The following is a 16,578-nucleotide window of genomic DNA, read 5'->3' on the forward strand; positions in this document are numbered from 1 at the left end:
GGTTATTCGGGTTTATAATTGATTTGATGATATCCGGAACCGGCCTGTTGATAGCCCTGCGGACGGGGTTTTGCTTTCCAGTAGGCCATGCCCAGTTGGTCCCAGTCCTGATAAATATTTTGGTGTTCGAGTTGGTAATCCTGTAAAAGTAATTGGCTTGCGGCTTGCTCAAAGCTACTTCCCTGAGATAGGCGATCGGTAATGGATTTTCGGATGGGAACTTCTTGCTGCATCATTCTCCATAATTCCGGTGGTACGTTTCTTTTGGCGGCCCATCTTTCCATGGCATAGTCAAACACCATCTGAGCTAGTGCTTGATTTTTCCGTTTATCAAGTTGCGCTATTTTGAAAAGGGGGCGTTCGGAAAATAATGCTTTGAGCACCATTTGATTCCAGCTATTTTCAGAGAAATAATGCCCCGGAAAGGGGTTTTGAAGGCAGATGGCATCAAAAACCGTGGTTAGATTTGACCGAACGGCCATTTCCGCTATGGGAATCATGGCTGGCGAAAAGGGAATAATCGCCAATGATCTTAAAAGGGCAATTTGCTCTTTTTCATCGGCTGTTTCATAAATTTCTTTCCAAAAGGTTACATGAGGCAAGCTTTCGTTTTTCGTTAATTTTTCCAAAAGGAATATACGGGCAAATAGGCATTCCCTCTCGGACTTAAAAAGCCGGGCCATCCTACTGAAGTCGGCAAAAAAGTCTTCTTTAAGCCCAAAGGCCTCATAAAAGATGCTTCTTTGTTTTAATTCGCGGTAGGGTATTGAGGTTAATGATTGTTGATCAATCTCAAGTTTAAATTTTTGGTATTCCTTGATCCATTCCATTTTATTCAATTATATGTGAAATATTACCTTCTGGAAATGAGATGGTTATCAGGGATTCTTCTATAAGTTTAAAAAGCGGAATTTTCTGATGTAAAGGGCAGTTGGCCTCTTTTTCCGAGAATGGATTGGGGGTTTGAAGGTTTTTCCCTAAAATGCTGGTGAAAAATTAAACCGAATTATTCATGCAAAATCCTCCTCTGGTTGCAAGGCGGAATAAATGATGGAATATTTCCTACTTCGATTTTTTTCAATGAAACGGATGCATGAGGAGCAAGCATGCTTTCCCAAATTGTGGTTATTATTAATTCAGTAAACGCGCTCTTATTGGATTGAGGCTTGGTGCTTTAAGGAGGGTTTTTAAATTTATCGGTGAATCATTCGGTTTAAGGCTAGTCATCAATAATTCAGATAAAATCATACTTTAATGCAATATCAGGTAAGCACTCCGGAGGAGTATTTGGAAGTTTTGGAGGATGATTGGAGAAAGGGAAAGTTGTTGGAGATCAGGGCTTTGATATTGTCCTTTTCCCCAAAACTAGAAGAATTTATTCATTATAAAATGTTAGCTTATGGCGGTCAGGAGGAGTATGTTTTCCACCTGAATGCCCAAAAACATTATGTAGGATTATATGTGGGGGATATTCAAAAGATTGATCCTGGCGGAAGCTTGCTTGCCGAATTTGATTGTGGAAAAGGTTGTATCCGCATTAAGCGGAAAGATAAAGTAAACGCGCAGAATTTAGGTACATTTATTGAGCAAGCGCTTATCCTGTGGCGTGAGGGAAAAGATTTATCCTGTTAGTTGTTGATTTTACGTGTACAGCAGATTTATTTCAAATAGTGCCATTTTATTCCTAATATTTGGAGCGGGGAGGTGTCGTTAAGCCTTTCTTTAGGCCAAATTATTTGCTACCAAGTTCAGGGATTGGGGCAGAAGCATTAATCGGTAGCTTATATTGAGTGGTTTTGCTTATTTTAGGATAGCCTAAATTGAGGGGTTAGAGCTTGTTTAAAACGCAGATGCGATACCCGATTATTTTGAGAGAATAGCATTGAGTTTGTTGAGAAATTATCTAAAATCGCTTCCAATAATGCGAGTTTGTAGTCGGATGGTGTTCTTTTAAATACGCTTTTAGCTTTTTCCTCATTTACCTGTCTGGAAGTATCTGGAAATGAGGGATTGTTCTATATTTTGCCTTTTGGTAGCTATAGGAGGAATAATGCATGCTTCATTTGGGTTAGATATTATTCTTAGGTGCACCCATTTGATCAATCCAGGCTTTTATTAAAGCGACACCTTCCTGATCAATCATATTTCGGCCTAATTCTGGCATCATAATGCCCGGATCATCACTATTCATTCGGTACCATAATATGGATGCTTCCGCATGTCCCGGAACGATGTCATATTGAAGATTTCCCGCTCCTCTACCGGCCGCAATCGGAGCTTTATTGATTCCCCGCTCCAGATTAGACTGGGCAAATACAGTCAGGTCCAATGCCGAAGTTTTGGCGGGCCCTTCAGGATTATGACAATGGCCGCAATTGATGTCTAAATAGGCCAAAGCGCGGTCATCAGTCGAATACTGAGCATTATTCCATACGGCATTTGCCGGCCATTCTGAAGGTTTTGGTAATTTTGTTAGGATGCTTTGTTTTTCCCAATAGGCCAGTTGATTGTGCTCGCCCTGGTCTGATTTTACTTTACGATTGAGATGTCTGGCTTTTGGTCCAATAGGGCTAATGGATTGGCCTTTGATATGGCAGCTTTTGCATTGATTGAGGTTTGGAATCAGGTATTGGTTTTGCTGTTGTTCTCCTTTTCCATTGATCCAACTGACCTGGGTTTGTCCTCCGGTTACCTCCAAATAGGCCTCTTTTTGATCTTCGGACCAAATGTAAGGAAGGCTCCTCCATTGTTGCTTTTCTTTGATTAAAAGGCGGGTTTCAATGATACGTTTAGGACCTTCTGCTTTTCTGAAATCCAGAGGATAATAAAAATTTTTTATGAGGACCGCCCCTTCCGGAAAAGCAAAAGTTTCCTTGGGATGGTATTGCATTTTGCTGTTTTCCGGTATATAAATGAATCTTTTCTTATAGGCATAATCGGTAAACAATGGGGTATTGAGTTCATAAGGAAATACGCGCTCAGCCGGAAGTAAATCAGAAAGTTCTCCTTTGAAAAAACCATAATCAGACAACTTCAGCTTGCCAAGCGCAGCGAGATGGCTGTTGTCGAAGCGCTCCTTTTGAGCTGGCGAAGCGGTTTCTTCCCGGGCTTTTTTAGGTTGGCAAAAGGCAAACGAGCATAACAATATAAATAGCAGTGAATTTTTCATAAAAGATAGGGCGGTGCTGGGCCGCCCGGTTAAGATGGGGTGATTATAAACTGGGCGAACAAATATTTTCAGGGATTTCGGTGGTGAACCCTTCTAAATCATTTCCTGCATCCAAATTAACAAAAAGTATTTCACCATTATTTTCAAGGCAAATACTGTAATCCGGATTAAGCTGCCCGTTGGGTAAGAAATATTGGGGCGCCTGTATTCCATCTATTGCAATGTCCGGAATGTTCAGGCCAAGCTTTGAAATCCATAACAAACCAAAATCTGATTGTAAATTGGGAAGGCTGTATTCATTGCTAAATTTATTATCACTGATGCGGACCTTCCCGGGAAACGGGTCATAATTTTGGTCCTCTTTATAATTCTGATCCATTCCTCTTACGCCGGCTACCGCCACTGCCTGCTGCTCTTTTAAATCCCCTTCTTCCTCTTTAGCCAATGCGGCTAATATTTCATAGGAGATGATACCGACATTAATGGTTTTATGATTCGCGAAATGATTATTATATATTTCAACATCACGGGTGGCTAAAACAACCAGGCCTGAACCAGTCGGAATGGTGCTGACAATTGATCCTTTTATGCCAAAATTGGGCTGATTGTTATTATGGATATAATTATTATACATTTTCACTTTTTTTCCATAACGGCTCAGTCCCGGCAGGTCAAAAATTAATATGCCTCCCGTATTATCAAAAGCTTCATTATTATAGATTTCCACCTGTTCGCTATTTTCACTTTCAATGCCGGCTACATTGGCATAGGCTTTATTGTTTCGGATAATTACATTGGTGGATTGCCCTACATAAATACCGGCATCAGAAGCACCAATAGCCTCACATTCCTCAATGAGGACGTTATTACAAATTACCGGGTAAAAACCATAGGCGCCATTTTGTTCTGATAATGGGCCGGTCCAGGCTACTTTAATGTCCCGGAAAGTAATGCCGTCGGTATCGGATGCTTTGATGTTGTCGCCATCGGCATCTTCTACTGAAAAGCCTTCCAATATGATGTTTTCGCAGTTTGCTATTTTTATGCCTTCCGCGCCCTGTTGCTGGTCTTTAAAGGAAAGCACGGTTTTTTCCATACCGGCTCCTTTAATGGTGATATTCTTTTTTCCATCCAGAATAAGGGATTGGGAAAATAGAAAGTGCCCTTCTGGTAATTCAATGATAGAGGAATCTTTACATAAAATGAATTTGGTCAGAATGTCTTTTTCGATATTGGAGAAATGGCGCTCCGGATTGTAAGAGAAGTTGGAGTTTCCGCAGGATATTAATATGCGGATGCCGGAAAGCAGTAAAATCAGGGTGAATAGTTTTCGCATAGTTTGGATTGGGTCATGGTAGGTGATAATTAATTTATTAAAATATAATTAATTACCAAAGTTCCTGTTGACTGCTTCGATTGTTTTCACCAAAATAATGCGTAAAACCGATGTGTGTAAATTACAAGGCCTTAGTTTTATTCCGTGTGGAGTTTCCTTTTTTAAATAAGATATTTTGACAATTTACTTTCTGCGGGAAGGCAAATCGCCATGCATTCTTGTTCCTCTTCCCAAAGTAAGACCTGGTATTGAGGGAAGTTTTTAAATAAAAACCGGTATTTCCCTTCCATCACTTCTATTTGACTGATCTCAAAAATTCTGAAAGGGGTGGTGATGCCGGTGGTCAGGCATTTGGATAGGGCTTCTTTGGCGCACCAAAGCTTTCCTTCGATGTTGGAGAGCCCCTGGGTAATGGCCAGTTGCTTTTCAGAATAGGTAATGGCGCCTTGGGTTTTTTCTTCCATCTGCTCCTGAATGGTTTCGCAATCAATGCCCATCGGGTGAGCGGAAGGAAATATCATCGCTACTAGCCGATTATCCGTATGTGAAATGGAACATGCCCAGCGGTTTAAGAGGGGATGGAGCAGGACGGGTTGCTGGAAAACGCCTTTTTGAATCAAAATTTTTGAATAGGCAAGGGGGCTGAATTGTTGTAATAATTCTTTAACCGCCCACCTTCCAGCCAAAAAACTCAGCTGACGTTTTGGATGTACGAGATGATTAAAATACTCAAATTCTTCCGGGTGTAAGATATCCTCCTTAAAGTTAAGCAAGCTTTTACATTCCAGCAGCTTAAGGGAGAGCAAGTAGGCCTGTCCGAAGGGCTTTTCGGATCTGTAGATATTAAAAGGTTGAATTTTATGTGGGATATTCATTTGGGAGCTTAGGGATTTCTGGGGAAGCAAACGCATAAAGCCAGATGATCCGACAATAAATTTGAATGGTAGAAAGTGATTTTAGGTGAATTTTCAACGAAAAGGTGCTATTACGCTCTAAATGATTAATCGTGCATCGCTACTATTTCAACTCAAATTATCGTAAGATACTAGGCGTTCAAAACGTTGAGAATATGGGGCGTTTGGCATTTCAAAGCTTCAAAGCTTTAAAGTATCAAAACGCTATATAATTTATTAAATGTAAATATGGCCAAAATTAGCACCATGCGCCAAATGACCTATTTTTATCGTTGTGCGGTCGGCTTTTTTCTTTTTAATTTATATTCATCTACCAACTTCAAGCATTCAGAGTAGTCAGAAACATACCTGTCACTTTCGAATTGCTCCTTAAAATATTGATAGAAGTTGTCATATTTTTTTCCAAAAATCTCATTCCAAGCTTTGTCTTGATTCTCTATTAGTTCCAACTCTTTTGCCGAAACCAGCACTAATATTCTGTCACCTGGTAAATCTTCGTTTGGATTGTCGTGCCATAATTCAAACGCTATTTTAACTTGGTCATGTTTGAGTTTTAAAACCTGCTCTCCTAAATATTCACTAAAGGAAAATTGGTCAATTGTTATTAAGTCTCCGTTTTCTTCTACTTGAAAAAATTCGACTTTCAAGTTTTCCTTGAGTTCTAAAGTCAGTGGAAATACAAGTTTGTCATGGTCAATTTTAATATCGAACCTTTCTACCATTGCGTCCGAGAAAACATGAGTCGAAAAGTCGTTCAGAGTAATCTGAATCTTTTTTTCGTCCAACTCGAAATTTGTTATCCAACTATCATGAAGTTTTCCGTTAAGATACTTTTTCAAGTTTCCTAATTGGTCTGAATTTTCATCTAAGAATTTTGAATACTGCGTTAAATCGAAGATAGGTTCGTCTAAGTCAACAAAGTCGTCTGCCAAAAAAGGAGCAATTTCTATTATGTTTCTGTTTTCTATCATTTACTGTTTTGTCGTCTTTTTAACTGCCGTACACCAATACCATATGACTTAAATTTTTCACAATTTACAACGGTTTAGCTACATTTCATCATCAATAAGACGTCAAATAGTGGAATTTGTGAAAATTTGAGTGTGCTCATTACCATTGACCTTGTTGAAATAAATTTTGTATAAAAAAAGGATTCCCTTTCGGAGAGAACCCTTTTCTTTTAAATTGATAATTGGCTATTGATGGGAGACAAAATAATCGTAAACGACTACTTCCCCGTAATTATTCGGATCCCCGGTATAGCTGCCTTCTTTTTCGGAATTACTTTGGGTATAGTTGCCAATTTTGAAATAGGATTGGTCATAATTCAAGTCCATCACATAATCATTTCCTCCGTCTTTGATCAGATAAGCCGCTGCGGAACCATTGGCATAAGCCTCTGCCAGTTTTCCATCTTCACTATAATATAAATAGTGCTTACCATTGATAACTTCAAATATTACTTCGTGCACGGTACCTAAGTTGTAATTGGTTTTGATGGTCAGATCACTTCTTAATTTTCCACCATTGAAACTGGCAAAGAGGTGATTGCCTTCTAGTCTCATGACCATGGCATCATCAATGCCTGCGGATTTATCTCCATGGATTTGTGTGGCCACCAGATGGTCTTTTACGATGGGCAATTGCGTAATCGCCTGTTTTACATAGACCACATGGGTTCCGGTTGTGGTCCAGTAGATGTCGGCGCTTCCATCTTCTTTTCTTTCCCTGAGTTCGGATCGAACATAGGAGGAATTTGGGGTGGTGCCGTTATTACTTCTGATGGGGGCTCTGAAAACCATGGCATTTTTGTCCTCATTCACAAACCAGTACTCATTATTGGCTTCCCCGCAAAGCGTTTTGTCTTCAGATCCGTCCGGATAAGTGATTTTCCACTGATTACAGTTACTCATTAAATCCGAGGGAATTTGAGCGGTTCCCGGTGCTTCTTCATTTCCATCCCCTTCCTCCCCGGCATGAAAAATCGCTACTTCGGTAATACTGTTCCAAGTGTTGCTGGAGTTGCCAAAACCCGTGATGCGAATGTAGCGCGCAGTAGTAGCGGTAAAGGAATAGGACTCCAGTGCATTGGTTTGTCCACTGCTGGTACCGCTATAGACTTCCGTAAGGCTGGCGGGATCACTTCCCAGGCTAATGGAGAAGCCGGAAGTTCTGGAATCGCCATTGTACCAGGCTGCTTTTACCTGATTGACGGTTTTCGCGCTGCCCAAATCAAAGGTAATGTATTGTCCGGAGCCATTGGCGGACCATCGGGTGGAGAGGTTACCGTCAATGGTATTTTCAGGTAAATTGCCATCATGAGCACTAGCGGTGACCGCTACAATATCATATTGAACGGTGGTGGTGACCGAGGGGTCCTGAGGGGAGGAATCAGCTCCCTCAAAAAGGCTGAAATCATCGAAGCGCCCCTCTCCACCGCCATAGGCAGCATAAATGGTTATGCTCGTGCTGTTCCCGGAATTGAAATCTACCTTGTATTGGGTCCAGTCATCACTAGCGGCAGTGGTCTCGAAGGTATCATTGCCATTGGTCACCCCGATTTTTCCCTGCCCTAAAATCCAGGCTGAAAGCTGATAGTCGGTGTTTTGGTTCAGGGATACCGTTTGTGTTACTTTGCCTGCGCTTCCGGTGATTTTGGCGGATTTAGACCCGCTGCGGGCATCTCCGGAAATGGCAGAAGGATCGATATCCGTCCAGGAATCAAAATCAGCTTCAAAACCCGGGTTGTTCAGGCTGATCTCATTCCCCAAAGCAGTGATGTTGCTGGGGAAAGTGCACTCAATTCATTAAGTGTTTCATTTTTGCTACAGGCCATTAATGTGCCAATGAGACATAAAGTGAATAGTTGGTAACCGGAAAATCGGACTTTCCGGAATCTTAATTTGTGGGTCATAATGTTTAAAAAATGTAGTTTATAATTGGGGTTGATTACAGTATTGATTGATCAAAAACCAAAATTGGTTCACCAATATATTTTTAATCTACATTTAATGATCCGGAATTCAAAATGTTGGTTTAGAGGGATTTGCGCTTTATGAATGTAAATAAAAACAGGCTTGATGAAACCGCTCAGAAGCGGGAAGGATGGATATTTTTCTTTGGAAAAAATTTTTTTAAAATATTCAGATCAGGTAGAAATCTGGGGGTATGGATTGCGCTTTTGTTGATAAAAGAGCAGAGGAATTGCTTCTCTCCAGAAAGGTCAGAAGAATAGGGGGTAGGCTTTGTTGAAAAGTGTGATGAGGTAAATAAAAAAAAGAGGCCGGTAAGCCGACCCCTTTTTTAAGTTATTATTTTTCAACCGTGGTGGAAAGCAATGCTTTCTCAACGGTACTCATAATGAAATCTTTGTTTCTGGATAAGAACCAGTGGTCACCATGTAATACGTGCAATTCGAATTTGCCATCGGTATGCTGTGCCCAAGGTGCCATTTCTTCCGGCAATACGACCTCATCTTCCTCAGCGGCAAATGCGGTAATCGGCCATTCGAAATTCTGCTTGTCCTGATAATCATAACCCATGATCAATTCCATATCCTTACGCATGATTGGTAGAATCTGGCGAACGAAGGCTTCATCATCAATATAGGACATCAAGCCCATCAATTTTGCTTCAGAGTTCGTCTCATCGGCAGTTTCATGGATGGTGTCACGCTGGTTTCTCCAGGTTGGCGTCAGGTGAGCGGAAATGGTTCCGGATACGAATGAATGCTCAGGGCACAATCCGTGCTTCTCACGTAGACGGTGCTGTAGTTCATAAGCCAAAATACCACCGAAACTGTGTCCGTAGAAAGCGAAAGGCTTATCTAATAGTGGAAGCATTACGCGCTCCAACTCATCAATCACATCGAAGAATTCCGTCAGGTTGGTCTCATCCTTACGGTTCTCACGACCCGGAAGCTGAACGGCATAAACGTCTACCTCTTCATTCATTTCATAAATGAACTGGTTGAACATGGAAGCACCGGCACCTACCGGGTGGAAACAGAACAAACGCAGTTTTGCATTGTCCTCCCGTTTTTTATGCACAAACCACTTGTCGCCCAGAATTTCCAGATCATCCGCCTGCTCAATACCGGAGATATCGGTCGTGATTTCCGGTGTTTTAGCTTCTGCGGTATCTTCCGCTGCAAAACCAGCTAAAAGATCGGCCGCCAAATCTACCAATGAAGGACCTTTGGCGATCTTCATCAATGGATAATTTACTTCCAGTTTCTGAGAGATCCAGTTACGTACCTGGTTCTGCATCAGCGAATCCAGACCCATTTTAGAAATTGGGGTAGGGATGTCGATCTTATCCGGAGAAGTTCCCAGAATTTTCGCCAAAGCGTGCTGCAATTGTTCCTGTAGGAAAGGAGCTTGCTCATCCGCGGATTTGGCCATCACCTGATCTTTCAAAGAACCACCCGCTCCGGCGCCATCACCGTTAGAAGCGTTCATCAATTCGGCAAAACGACGGTCGGTTGCTAATTGTGGGAAGAAATCCTTGAATCGCTTGAAGTCCAGGTTGGCCACCATACGCTGGGTGCTTCCCTGCAAAATGATTTTGGCGAATGTCTCGCGAATTTGCTTCAGCGTCAGCATCGTCCAGCCTTGTGCTTCCAGGACGTCGATCACCTGACCGCCATCTTTGGACATACCCGCATAATCACCCAATACCCCAAGGTTGACAGAGTTACCTGCTAATCCCAGAGATTGACGGTAGGTCGCTAGTCTGTCCAGGAAGTTATTCGCGGAAGAGTAGTTGGCCTGACCCGGCAATCCGAATACGGCAGAGATAGAGGAGAAGGATAGGAAGAAATCCATATCGTGCCCTAAAGAGGCTTTATGCAAAGCCCATGCACCCATTGCTTTTGGATTGTAAACGCGCATGAAGCGATTCGCATCCAGATTCGGCATGGTACAGTCATCCAATACCGCAGCAGAGTGAATCAAACCTTTGATAGGAGCAGCTACTTCAGCAAAAATGCCTTTCAATGCCGCTTCATCGGTAATGTCTACTTTCGGAAGGCTTACTTTACATCCCAAAGATTCCATATAAGCGACTACCTCACGGTCATAGTCAGACTTTGTACCGGAACGGGAAAGCAACACCAATTCACCTGCACCGTTTTCCGCCATCCATTTCGCGACTTCCAAACCAAAACCGGAAGCACCACCGGATACCACATAGGCGGCTTCTGCGCTGAATTGTAACTCGTGCGCTGGCAATACCGGCACACTTTCTTCCTCCATGTTCACCACTACTTTACCGATGTGGCCCACCTGAGAAAGGTATTTCAATGCTTCTCCTGCCTTAGAAACCGGGAAGATTTCCAATGGGTGACCGGCTACTTTTTCTTCTGCGAAAAGTGCGGTAACCTCATCGTATAAACGCGTGGCCAAACGAGGCTTTTGCGCCATCAAACGATCCAAATCCACTACGTGGAAAGAGATATTCTCACCGAAACGCTTCAATGGCAATTTGCTGTTGCCATAAATGTCCGCTTTACCTACTTCAACGAAAGTACCGAAAGGTGCCAGACATTTGAAGGATTGCGTAATCGCTTTTCCGGTCAGAGAGTTCAATACAATATCTACTCCTTCACCATTGGTGTCGGCCATAATCTGATCCGCAAATTCCAATGTACGGGAATTGTAAATATGTTTGATGCCCATTTCACGAAGGTAAGCACGCTTCTCCTCCGAACCTGCAGTGGCATAAATCTCCGCACCGACTAATTTCGCCAATTGAATAGCGGCAATACCTAAACCACCAGTAGCGGCATGGATTAAGACTTTGTCGCCTTCTTCCATACGTGCCAAATGGTTCAAACCATAGTGCGCCGTTAAGAATACTACGGACAAGCTGGAAGCCAATTCGTGTGAAATGTTTTGTGGCTTTCTTACCACACAGTGCGCCGGAGCGGTTGTTAAACCTGCCAAACAGTTGGCTGCCCAGGCGATCACTTCATCTCCAATTTTTACATTGGAAACACCTTCACCAATTGCAGTTACGATACCGGAACACTCCAAACCAAGAGCTGCACCGGCTACACCACCAGCAACGGCTTCTTCAGAAAGGATGCCCATTCCATTGACTACATCCTTGAAGTTCAAGCCTGCAGCTTTCACCGCAATCTGTACTTCTCCAGCTTGAGGAGCTGTAGGATTGAATGCACGAAGTGCTAAGCTGTTCAGGATGCCATTTTCCTGAACCTCTGCCTGATAAGCACTACCGGAAGCCGGCATGTCGATGGTCGCGCGGCTGTCCACGATATCCCCATCTACAGGCACCAAACGACGAAGCATTACTTCCTCACCACGGATGGCAAATTCTGTATCTTCTTCCTTACCTTCCTGAGTCGTCAGGATGATGTCGGCTAAGGTGTTGATTTCTTCTGCTGTCGGCGTCACGCTTAGGTCCGCGATACGAACCGGAAGCATTGGGAATTCATTTTTAGAAACACGGCCCAAACCGTAAACCGGCGCCTGAGCCAATTCTACCTTCGTATCCGTTCCCAATACTTTCTCTGCTCCGCGGGTGATCAACCAGGTGTCCATGGTCAAATCCTTTCCACCAACGGTACGCAACATGTTCAGCGTACTCATGCAGAAGTGCTCCTGCAATTGGTTGAAAGCCTCGAAAGAAGCATCGTCATTGGTCTGAAGATCCGTTGCCCAAAGGTAAACGATTTTCTCTACCGACCCTACCGCATCCAATAATTGTGCGTAGTCAGCGGTTTCGATCGGGTTAATGGAATAGGCATTTGCACCTGTTTTTTCAAATGCGTTGCCCTGGCTTACGGTGATAATTTGACCACCCGCCTGCTCCAGTTTTTCTACCAATGGCGCATGAATTCCTTTAGTATCCGCGAATACCAAAATGTTACCGGAGATTTCAGTAGCATTGGCAAAAGCTTCTTCCGGTTGCATCCACTGGTATTCGAAACAAGGCTTATAAATCTCATGCTTGCCTTCACCACGGGATCCTTCAATATACTTACCGGTGAATCCCTGGATTTCAGCGACTAAAGTTCCGTCCGCATTGAATACCTGGAAGTCTCCGCAAATGAATTTATCATCTACACGGCTGATGGTCACGTGGGTGAATACCTTTTTCTCCGGCTTCGCAAATACTTTGAAACGATCAATGCCTACCGGCAGGTAGATACCGCGCTTATTGTCTTGCTCGTGTTTTTTTCCTGCGAAAATGGTGTGCAAACAAGCATCCAATACTGCAGGGTGTACATTGTAACGCTCCGCACCGTATTCGATGTCATCATGCAGGGTGACTTCAGAAAGTACTTCTCCTTTGGAAGTCCAAAGTCCTGTGATGGCACGGAAAGTATCCCCGTACAACAATCCGGCATTTTTCAGCTCGTTGTACATTGGTACGATCGGCATACGACGGTTTACACGTGTTTTCACTTCTTCCAGATTGGCCGGTTCAGAAGTGAAGTGATCGCCCAGGGCGTTGATTTTCCCGCGGGAGTGCTGGGTCCATTCTGCTTCTTCCTGATTGCGCGGCTTGGTAGAAATCACATAGTCTCCTTCCAATGATGAAATCTCCAAACGTACGTGTGGCATTTCCCCATCATCCGGCAAGAACAAGGCATTTTCAAATCGGATATCTTCCAGGAAGCCGAATTGCTCACCGAAAGAAGCCTGACCTGCTGCCGTAGCAATTTCCAGGTGACCTGTTCCAGGGAAAATGATTACATCATCCACCTGGTGATCCAGGATGTATGGCTCTTCGTTTTTGTCCAGCTGGATGTCCCAGATGAAGTTCCCTTCGTCGACATTCGAAGCTACTGCACTGTTCAACATAGGGTGAACTTTTGTGCCGGTACGCTTGGCTTTATGTTCTTCGGTCTCGAACCAGAAAGATTCTTTCTGCCATGCATAAGTAGGAACTTCTACTTTTTGAGTAGCGCCCGGACATGCTTTCTCCCACTGAACAGGGTAGTTCAGCTGGTGCATCAATCCAAGGTTCTGCATGAAGATTTGTTTCTCTGCTTCTTTTCTGCGGATAGAAGCCACCAAAGCACCTTCCACACCTGCTTCTTTCAGCAAATCAATAGCGCCGGAAGCCAATACCGGGTGCGGAGCAATTTCCACAAAGGTATTGAAGCCGTCCTGAATCATGGAACGTACCGCGTCCGTGAAATATACGGACTCCCTTACGTTGGCATACCAGTATTCAGAAACCAAATGGGTTCCGTCTTCCTGCTTTCCACTTACAGTAGAGTAAAGGGAAATATCAGCTTTCTTAGGGGCAATGTGGCGAAGATCGGCGATCAGTTCATCTTTCAACGGCTCCATATGGTGAGAGTGGAAAGGAACGTTTACGCGCAAGAATCGGTGGAAGATATCACGGCTGTCCAGACGAGCAGCAATTTCTTCCAATGGCGCTACATCACCGGCGAAAGTCAACATTTTTGGTCCGTTGATGGCCGCAATGGATACGACATCTTCCACACCAATGATCTCTTTTTTCGCTTCTTCTACCGTCATGGCTGCCGCCAACATTTTTCCTTTGCCCGTCGCTTTATCCTGACCACGAGAACGGTTGAAGATCACATCCACTGCCTGCTCCAAAGTTAAAGCACCGGAAGTATAAGCCGCAGCTACTTCACCGATGGAGTGTCCTACTACGCCTTCTGGCTGTACGCCGGCAGCTTTCCACATTTCCATCAAACCAATTTGAACAGCCATAATCGCAGGCTGTGCAATACGGGTTTCAGAAATTCGGGACTCTTCCTCTGATTTGGATAATTCTTCTACTAATGACCAGTCCGCCAATTTAGAAAGAATGGCATCGATACGGTCAATAACACTTTTAAAAATAGGCTCTGTCTGCATCAACTGACGACCCATTCCAAACCACTGAGGACCCTGACCGGAGAAGATAAAGCCCACTTTTGGTTTCAATCCGGTGTCTTCAGAAGTCACCATACCTACACGGCTTTCATCGTTCAGGTAAGCTTCCAGTGCCTCCAACAATTCCTCCTTGTCACCTACAGCAACTGATAAGCGGAACTGAAGATTGGAGCGATATTTACCCAAACTGTAGCAAATGTCCTGCAAACTTGCAGTAGTGTTATTCAGGAAGCTGATGTGGTGTGCCACCATCGCTTTCAAAGCGGCTTCAGACTGGGCAGAAATGGTGTACAGGGAAATATCGTTCACCAATTTTTCACCTTCTTCCTCCGCTGGAGCAATTTTTTCCGGCTCGTAGGCTTCCAAAACGGCGTGGGCGTTTGTACCACCAGCACCGAAGGAGTTAATACCTCCAATCACTTTTTCCGAAGGCCATGCCATCAATTCGGTAGGTACTTTCAGCTTCCACTCTTCGAATTTGATGCCCGGATTTGGCGTCTCAAAGTGAAGGTTTTGTGGGATCTGACGATTTTTGATCGATAAGGTCAACTTGATGATACCCGCAATACCGGCAGCTGCTTCCAGGTGCCCCATATTGGATTTTACCGAACCAATCACCAAAGGCTTATCGCTTTCACGACCCTCGGCGAATACCTGGCCGAAAGCGCTTGTCTCAATTGGATCACCCACTTTGGTTCCGGTACCGTGCGCTTCTACGAATCCTACTTCATGAGGAGCAATGCCCGCGTTTTTATAAGCCTGACGCAGCATGGCCGCTTGTGCATCCGGGTTAGGAACTGTAAATCCATCCTCTGTATAACCGTCTGAATTTACGGAAGTACCCTTGATGGTCGCATAAATATCGTCCCCATCCGCAATGGCTTTGGAAAGTGGTTTCATCAACATGACCCCAACTCCTTCAGAGCGAACGTAGCCGTTTCCTCTGGCATCGAATGATTTACAATAACCATCCGGGCACAAGAAGTTACCCTTGGACATCATTAAAGATGATTCCGGGCGGATGATCAAATTTACCCCTCCGGCCAACGCCATATCGGACTCATTGTTCCAAATAGCATTACAAGCCAGGTGAACGCCTACCAATGAGGAAGAACAAGCGGTATCTAAAGTTACTGATGGTCCTTTTAAGTCATATTGCCAGGATAGGCGGTTGGCAATAGAGGTTAGGGAAACCCCCATCGGAACATGAGGACTTACATGGTTTCTTTGCGCCTGCGAAGCCTGGATATCCCAATAATCATTCATGAAAACCCCCATATAAACGGCGGTATTGGAGCCTTTGAAGTTTTCCAACTTCATGCCTGAGTCCTCCATGGCGTTGTAAGTCGCCTCCAGCAATAAGCGTTGCTGAGGGTCTATTCTTTCCGCAGTTTTAGGGAAAATCTTGAAAAATTCGGCATCGAATTTATCGATGTCCTTAATGAATCCCCCTTTTTTCTGCTTGATTTTTCCGGCTTTGTCCGGATTTGGATCATAATACTCTGTGATACTCCAGCGGTCCTCAGGAACTTCTGTGATTCCGTTAAAACCTGATTTTAAAGCTTCCCAAAATTCTTTTGGAGAGTTTACCTCTCCAGGAAAGCGACAGCCAATACCTACAATAGCAATAGGTTCTTTGCCATGATGCTGATTACTCATCTGTCAAATAGCGATGTTTGGTGAAATGGATTAAATTATAATTCTAAACTAGCATGAAAAATTATATGTAATGTTAGTTGCTAGTATTGCAATTATAGATAAAAATGGATGTCCGAAAAAGGTAGTTTTCAAAGCGACGTATTTAAAAAGGGTATGTAATATTGGAATAATTACAAATACTGATATTGATATAGAGTCCTTCAATATATGTCAGTTTTTATTAACATTAATGGGGTGAAATGGCCTTAGGATAGTTCGTGATAAGGGTTATTTATTCAGATTTTACCGGCGAAAGCAGTGAGAAATGAATTATTTTTCAGTGAATAGTTTCTTTTTAGGATTGAATTTTGAGTTTGAATAATACAAGAGTAATTTTTTTGGTTTTTTTTAAACTTTTTCGGCTAATAACAATCCCGTGAATTCATTTTACAAATTGTTGGGGGTTAATAGCTTAATTAGGTAGTTCTTGAAATTGTAATTGTGGGAGTGGAGATGTTAGAGAAGGATGAGAAGTGATGAAGGCTTTGAGTGATATTAAACCAAAATTAGAGTTAGTGGGTGATATTGTAAAGGATTAATCAATATGGGTGTCTATCACAAAGGATGAAAAATTAAATT

The 16,578-nt window shown here is 43.2% G+C and carries 8 protein-coding genes; 1 reads left to right on the plus strand and 7 read right to left on the minus strand.

What is annotated here, in order from left to right:
* Positions 1 to 2: 2 nt before the first annotated feature.
* Positions 3 to 830: an EboA domain-containing protein gene (locus tag NG22_RS04470; RefSeq protein WP_053404609.1), complete on the minus strand. Its 828-nt coding sequence runs from the start codon at positions 828 to 830 to the stop codon at positions 3 to 5.
* A 424-nt stretch (positions 831 to 1,254) separates the two neighbouring features.
* Between NG22_RS04470 and NG22_RS04475 the strand changes: the two genes are divergently transcribed.
* Positions 1,255 to 1,632: an iron chaperone gene (locus tag NG22_RS04475; protein WP_053404610.1), complete on the plus strand. Its 378-nt coding sequence runs from the start codon at positions 1,255 to 1,257 to the stop codon at positions 1,630 to 1,632.
* Between the two features lie 436 nt (positions 1,633 to 2,068).
* Here NG22_RS04475 and NG22_RS04480 read toward each other — a convergent pair whose 3' ends face one another.
* From NG22_RS04480 to NG22_RS04505, 6 genes are all read right to left on the minus strand, one after another.
* The gene (locus NG22_RS04480; RefSeq protein ID WP_053404611.1) at positions 2,069 to 3,169 is read right to left on the minus strand and encodes an SO2930 family diheme c-type cytochrome; all 1,101 of its coding nucleotides are present in this window, start codon (positions 3,167 to 3,169) and stop codon (positions 2,069 to 2,071) included.
* Between the two features lie 43 nt (positions 3,170 to 3,212).
* Positions 3,213 to 4,505 carry a parallel beta-helix domain-containing protein gene (locus tag NG22_RS04485; RefSeq protein ID WP_053404612.1) on the minus strand — a complete coding sequence of 431 codons (1,293 nt, stop codon included), beginning with the start codon at positions 4,503 to 4,505 and terminating at the stop codon, positions 3,213 to 3,215.
* Positions 4,506 to 4,666: 161 nt separating this feature from the next.
* Complete coding sequence (locus NG22_RS04490) at positions 4,667 to 5,380, minus strand: 4'-phosphopantetheinyl transferase superfamily protein (protein WP_172674319.1); 714 nt, start codon at positions 5,378 to 5,380, stop codon at positions 4,667 to 4,669.
* Between the two features lie 305 nt (positions 5,381 to 5,685).
* Positions 5,686 to 6,390 carry a hypothetical protein gene (locus NG22_RS04495; protein WP_053404614.1) on the minus strand — a complete coding sequence of 235 codons (705 nt, stop codon included), beginning with the start codon at positions 6,388 to 6,390 and terminating at the stop codon, positions 5,686 to 5,688.
* A 225-nt stretch (positions 6,391 to 6,615) separates the two neighbouring features.
* Entirely contained in the window at positions 6,616 to 8,190 is a 1,575-nt protein-coding gene (gene alyQ, locus NG22_RS04500; protein WP_053404615.1) for an alginate lyase, read from the minus strand.
* Positions 8,191 to 8,730: 540 nt separating this feature from the next.
* On the minus strand, positions 8,731 to 15,960 hold the full coding sequence (locus NG22_RS04505) for a type I polyketide synthase (RefSeq protein WP_053404616.1): 7,230 nt from the start codon (positions 15,958 to 15,960) through the stop codon (positions 8,731 to 8,733).
* Positions 15,961 to 16,578: the final 618 nt, after the last annotated feature.

Source organism: Persicobacter sp. CCB-QB2 (assembly GCF_001274635.1).
GTDB classification, from domain to species: domain Bacteria; phylum Bacteroidota; class Bacteroidia; order Cytophagales; family Cyclobacteriaceae; genus Persicobacter; species Persicobacter diffluens.

Bases quoted from the DNA above. Each gene is read 5' to 3' on its own strand.
- NG22_RS04470 (WP_053404609.1), bottom strand. From the start codon at position 830: ATGGAATGGATCAAGGAATACCAAAAATTTAAACTTGAGATTGATCAA.
- NG22_RS04475 (WP_053404610.1), top strand. From the start codon at position 1,255: ATGCAATATCAGGTAAGCACTCCGGAGGAGTATTTGGAAGTTTTGGAG.
- NG22_RS04480 (WP_053404611.1), bottom strand. From the start codon at position 3,169: ATGAAAAATTCACTGCTATTTATATTGTTATGCTCGTTTGCCTTTTGC.
- NG22_RS04485 (WP_053404612.1), bottom strand. From the start codon at position 4,505: ATGCGAAAACTATTCACCCTGATTTTACTGCTTTCCGGCATCCGCATA.
- NG22_RS04490 (WP_172674319.1), bottom strand. From the start codon at position 5,380: ATGAATATCCCACATAAAATTCAACCTTTTAATATCTACAGATCCGAA.
- NG22_RS04495 (WP_053404614.1), bottom strand. From the start codon at position 6,390: ATGATAGAAAACAGAAACATAATAGAAATTGCTCCTTTTTTGGCAGAC.
- NG22_RS04505 (WP_053404616.1), bottom strand. From the start codon at position 15,960: ATGAGTAATCAGCATCATGGCAAAGAACCTATTGCTATTGTAGGTATT.